Origin of the sequence: Microcystis sp. M49636_WE2, from assembly GCF_030065375.1 — a bacterium.
Classification (GTDB): Bacteria; Cyanobacteriota; Cyanobacteriia; order Cyanobacteriales; family Microcystaceae; genus Microcystis; species Microcystis aeruginosa_C.
In genome coordinates this window covers 1-3,800 of record NZ_JASJFG010000149.1, presented here as the reverse complement: position 1 = coordinate 3,800, position 3,800 = coordinate 1, and the positions used below count along the sequence as shown (strand labels likewise).

General features: G+C 47.5%; 3 protein-coding genes and 1 pseudogene. 2 read left to right on the top strand and 2 right to left on the bottom strand.

Features of this window, described 5'->3' with window-relative positions; translation table 11 throughout:
* A pseudogene (locus tag PX484_RS03475) lies at nt 1-214 on the top strand (lipoyl synthase); the annotation flags it as partial.
* Here the strand turns inward: PX484_RS03475 and rdgB are convergent.
* Both rdgB and PX484_RS03465 read right to left on the bottom strand, forming a co-directional pair.
* Entirely contained in the window at nt 177-770 is a 594-nt protein-coding gene (gene rdgB, locus PX484_RS03470; protein ID WP_004268069.1) for an RdgB/HAM1 family non-canonical purine NTP pyrophosphatase, read from the bottom strand. The pseudogene PX484_RS03475 and the gene rdgB overlap by 38 nt on opposite strands.
* A gap of 167 nt (nt 771-937) precedes the next feature.
* Nucleotides 938-1,840, bottom strand: coding sequence for a class II fructose-bisphosphate aldolase (locus PX484_RS03465; RefSeq protein WP_108935504.1), 903 nt, complete (start codon nt 1,838-1,840; stop codon nt 938-940).
* A gap of 118 nt (nt 1,841-1,958) precedes the next feature.
* On the opposite strand from PX484_RS03465, the gene hflX reads away from it, so the two are divergent.
* Nucleotides 1,959-3,662, top strand: coding sequence for a GTPase HflX (gene hflX / locus PX484_RS03460; protein WP_287668396.1), 1,704 nt, complete (start codon nt 1,959-1,961; stop codon nt 3,660-3,662).
* Nucleotides 3,663-3,800: the final 138 nt, after the last annotated feature.

Below are 3,800 nucleotides of genomic sequence, written 5' to 3'. Positions count from 1 at the left end.
TGATTGTGATATTCTCACCATCGGGCAGTATCTGCAACCATCGCCAAAACATCTCGGTGTACAGGAATTTATCACCCCCGAACAGTTCCAAGCTTGGCGCGAATATGGGGAATCTCTGGGATTTTTACAAATTGTTGCGAGTCCCTTGACAAGAAGCTCTTATCATGCTGAACAAGTCAGAGCCTTAATGAATTTGTACCCGCGAGAGTCTTGAGATGGGGCAGCAATTGCTCAAAAGCTCGTCCTCGGTGGCTAATTTTTCTTTTTAATTCGGGAGACATTTCCGCAAAGGTTAAAGCGTATTCGGGGACATAAAAAATCGGATCGTAACCAAAACCACCTTTACCCCTAGGACTGGTGAGAATTTCTCCCGTGCAGATTCCTGTGGCGCTCAAGGCAATCTCACCATCGGGACGTGCGATCGCAATTACACAGACAAAACGGGCCGATCGATCCTGATTATCCCCTAATTCTCTGACGAGGCGATCGATTCTTTCTCGATCATTTTTACCATAGCGGGCCGAGTAAATCCCCGGGGCATTTCCTAACCCGGTTACTTCCAATCCCGAATCATCGGCGATCGACCATTCTCCCAAAGTTAGGGCAATTTGAGCAGCTTTTAAATAGGCATTTTCAGCAAAAGTCGCCCCGGTTTCCTCTATCTCTAAATCATCGGGTTTTAACTGCAATTCTAGGTCGATATCAGTTAAGTATTCCCCTATCTCTGCCAATTTACCCGGATTACTCGTGGCTAGAATTAATTTTTTCATCGGCATTTTATCTCAGTGATCAGTTATTTTAACCGTCAGGAGCCGGTCGTCGAGAGTCAGACTTCAGGAGTCAGTATTCAGGAGACAGGAGATTATTTTTATTTATTCTCCCTTCTCCCTTCTCTCTTCTCCCCAATTCATAATTCATAATTCATAATTTATAATTCCTAGTCCCTAACCCCCGATAATCCCGCTAACATTTGAGCGTAGGGAGTTTCGTGGAGATGGGCCTTATTGACAGCACCAAAAAGGGTTAATTTGTCGATAATTACCGATTTCATCGCGGAAATTGCCTCTCCTGCGATCTCTAATAAATCCTTATCCTCTGGCCCACAAATTTCCCGTTTCAGGGACTGCATATAGGCTTGACGCACTTCTGTATTAACATTAAATTTGCAGACTCCTAACTGGATCGATCGCCCGATCATTTCTGGGGGTAAACCGGAAGCACCGTGTAAAACTAGGGGAATAGACAGAAGTTGTCGAATCCGGGCCAGGCGATCGAAATCGAGACGGGGCGGACTTTTGTACTCGCCATGGACATTACCGATAGTTACGGCCAGAGAATCCACTCCCGTTGCCTGCACAAATTGCACTGCTTGCTCTGGATCTGTCATTTTAGCCTCTTTTTCGGCAATAGTTAACCCGTCCTCAGTGCCGCTAATTCGGCCGATTTCTGCCTCCACCACAGCCCCGTATTCGTGAGCTAAACGAGTCATTTCTTTGGTAAAAGCGAGATTATCTTGGTAGGGAAGATGAGAGCCATCGGCCATAATTGAGGTCATCCCCGCTTCTAGGGCCTCGTAGATATCGCTGGCTTTAGTGCTATGGTCAAGATGGACCGAGATAGGAACCTTGGCCGAGCGAGCGGCCTCTAAACAGAGAGCGACGAGGGTGGAACTGCCATAACGCAAAGCGCTGGGGTGAATTTGCAACATAGCGGGACTACGGCAATCCTCGGCGGCACTAATCACCGCTTTGACCCCTTCTAGGTTATAAACATTAAAAGCTCCGATCGCATAGATATTTTTGCGAGCGGTTTCGAGGAGTTCCTGAGTAGAAGCGAGCATAATATGGAAAATAACCATTGATACTGCCCAATTTTACCCTAATTAGGGCTGGCTTCTAGAGGACAAATAAAAGGGCAGCCATGGTCAAAATCGCTACAATATATAGATAAAATCCTAATTGCGAGGAAAGCCTATCGATACCATCTTCGGCAATACCCAGGGACTAAAAGCCAGTCAGATGAAACAGCTACAAAGGCTGTACCATGAACGCTTGCCTATCGATACTCTCACCACCCCAGAATTCGCCCAAAGACTGGCGGCCATCAGTACCGATATTCATCAACCCCTCTGCACCTATATCAACCGTCGCGGCCAGGTAATTCGTGTGGGAGTGGGAACCCCCCGACAAACCCAATTTTCCCTCTTGGAACTACCCCGCTACGGTTCCGAACGTCTTTGCGGAATTCGTTGTATCGCCACGGAACTCAAGCAGGAACCGCCAAAAGAATCCAGTTTAACCGCCATGGCTCTGCAAAGATTAGACGCACTGGTGATCTTAACCCTAACCGGCACAGGCATGATCCGTCGCGGTGGTGGGGCGACTGGTTATGTGGAGCAGGTCTATCTGGCGCATCTCATACCACAAAGTCAAACAAATGTCAATAGTAATATATACTGGTCTGTCTCCCCGCCCTTAAATCTAGAGGATTTAAGCAAACAGGACTTTTTAGAGTTAGTGGAAGGACTAGAGGCGGAGTTTCAGCGCGAATTTACCGCTATAACCGTTGATACAGCCGAAGATCGGGTGCTATTGGTTGGTTTAATGACCGACAATATGAGCGATCGCCAGTTCGAGGACGGTTTAAGCGAATTAGAACGTTTAGTTGATACCGCCGGGGGCAAAGTTTTGCAAGTCACCCGACAAAAACGGGATCATCCCCATCCTCAAACAGTGATCGGTTCGGGAAAAGTGGCAGAAATCGCCCTACAGGTGCAAACTTCGGGGGCTAATTTAGTTGTATTCAATCGGGATCTTTCTCCCGCCCAAATTCGCAATCTAGAGAACCAAATCGGGGTGAGAGTGGTCGATCGCACCGAGGTGATCCTGGACATTTTCGCCCAACGGGCCCAATCCCAAGCGGGTAAACTACAGGTAGAATTAGCCCAATTAGAATACACTTTACCCCGTCTCACCGGGCGCGGATTAGCCATGTCGAGATTAGGGGGAGGAATTGGCACTCGCGGACCGGGGGAGACAAAATTAGAAACAGAACGCCGAACTATTCAACGTCGTTTATCCCGTCTCCAGGATGAGGTGGATCAGCTGCAAGCTCATCGTTCCCGTTTACGCAAACAACGGCAAAAACAAGAGGTAGCCAGTGTGGCGATCGTCGGTTACACCAATGCGGGAAAATCTACTTTAATTAATGCTCTCACCGCTGCCGAAGTTTATACCGCCGATCAACTGTTTGCTACCCTTGATCCCACTACCCGACGCTTAACTATTACCGATCCCCTTACCCAAACATCTCACCCCCTCTTACTAACTGATACGGTGGGTTTTATCCACGAATTACCCCCCTCGCTGGTGGATGCTTTTCGGGCAACTTTGGAGGAAGTAACGGAAGCAGACGCATTACTCCATCTGGTGGATCTGTCCCATCCAGCTTGGGAAAGTCAGATTGCCTCGGTATTAAAAATCCTCTCGGAGATGCCGATTCAAACCGGTCCAATGTTAATGGTGTTTAATAAGTTGGATCAGGTAAAAAGCGAGGATTTGGAAATAGCTAAGGAAAAATATCCCCAAGCTGTTTTTATCTCGGCTATTCGTCGGCTAGGATTGGAAACTTTAAAACAAAAGTTAATCGATTTAACCGCTTAAGTAGGGTCTGCTGAAAAAGTTTTTCCTAGGGGCAGGGTGTAGGGTGTAGGGTGTGGGGTGTGGGGTTTTACCGATTTTGAGGGGGTCAATTACCTAATTTTCAGGGAAAAAGTAGCTGAATTTCCCCCTGATCACTCC

What these genes read in the sequence shown, in the direction of transcription:
- PX484_RS03465 (WP_108935504.1), bottom strand. Translation starts at nt 1,840, where the DNA reads ATGCTCGCTTCTACTCAGGAACTCCTCGAAACCGCTCGCAAAAATATC.
- rdgB (WP_004268069.1), bottom strand. Translation starts at nt 770, where the DNA reads ATGAAAAAATTAATTCTAGCCACGAGTAATCCGGGTAAATTGGCAGAG.